Here is a 1441-nt window from a genome sequence, read left to right on the forward strand (position 1 = left end):
CTTTGTTTCTTTCATTTCTTCTATTAAATCCTTTACGGTTAGAAAAGCCATCGCCCCAAAAGTAATTAAAAGAGTAATTGCTGTTATTATAAGCATTATTATAAAAATCAAACTTAATATTTCCATTTCACTTATTTGCCATTAATGTTTCCTTTCTTCCAGATAATCTTTCATGGACAAGAAAGCCAAAACCAACCCTCCTACCGCAAGTATAGAAAGACCAATTATTGTCAATACCATAATTAAAGTTTCCATTTTTCAAACTCCTTCAACTTTAATCAGCTCATAGTTTCTATAAATAAATTTTCAATGCTTTCAATAATTACTTCTTTATTTAATATAGGTGTTTTTTCAAGTAAGTTTATGAATAGTTTTTCCGGTTTGTAGGTTTCTATTAGCTGGTTTATTTCTTTTGCTATTTGTTCTGGGTTTTTATTTTGTTCTTTTTGGAAAACTGCAAGAATTTTGAGGTTGTCTTGTTTTCCTATAATTAAGGTATAGTCATTTTGTTTGAATATTTTTTCTACTTTTAAGTTGGCAAGGTATATAAATGTTTCTATAAGGTCAACTGTTTTATATTCTGATTTTTGGGTGTTTTTTGTGTCTAATATTTTTATTTTGTAGTTAAACGGGTCTTTAAGATTTTCTATGTCTAAAAGTTTTTTGGCTTCTTGGTCTAATTTGTATTTTATAACCTGATTTGGTTTTAGATTAAGAGCTTGCTGGATTAGTCCTTGCTGTGTTTGCAGTTTTGTATCTTTTGCATTTTCAAACTCTATATTTTCAAGGCTGTCTTCGTATTGTTCTAATGTGTGGTATTTGAAAAATACTCCTTTACCTTCACTGTCTTGTGGTTTTCCTTCTTTCCAGTTAAATGAGTAAGCAACTTTTTTAATACGAGGAATTATAACAGTTTCAAAATAATCTGCCATTTCTATTAGAATAAACTTTCTATCTCCTCTATCTTCATTATTAAGTTTCATAACTGCATGAGCCGTTGTCCCACTTCCAGCAAAGAAGTCAAGGATGAGGGAGTTAGGATTAGAGGAAATCCTTAAAACTTTTTCTATTAATTCAATAGGTTTAGGGTTATCAAAAACTTCAATAGTTTTAAATAATTTTTCCAGAAATTTTGAAGCATGAACTGTATAATTAACATCATCCCAAATAGTTGAAGCAGTTTCTCCCTGTCTAACTTCCGATAAAAACCTTTTTAATTTTGGTCTTCCTTTTCCATCTTTACCAAAGTATATTCTATTGTCCTTAATTAATTCTTCTATTTTTTCTTTACTATATCTCCAACAAGCTCCTTTAGGAGGATAATGTTCTTCTCCTGTATTTGGATTTATTATTGGAAATATTAAAGACTCAACTAATCTACCTCCTTTACCATTAGCAGCTAAGTTATCAGCAACCCATGCTCCTCGTGGGTCATTATCAG

Annotated in this window: 2 protein-coding genes; both read right to left on the bottom strand. The window is 30.0% G+C overall.

Features of this window, described 5'->3' with window-relative positions; genetic code table 11:
- Window positions 1–127 precede the first annotated feature (127 nt).
- The gene (locus tag HG1285_RS20575; protein ID WP_255347767.1) at window positions 128–262 is read right to left on the bottom strand and encodes a hypothetical protein; all 135 of its coding nucleotides are present in this window, start codon (window positions 260–262) and stop codon (window positions 128–130) included.
- Between the two features lie 16 nt (window positions 263–278).
- Window positions 279–1441: site-specific DNA-methyltransferase (locus HG1285_RS01695; protein ID WP_008289332.1), on the bottom strand; the 1163-nt coding region annotated here is incomplete at its 5' end.

Source organism: Hydrogenivirga sp. 128-5-R1-1 (assembly GCF_000171895.1).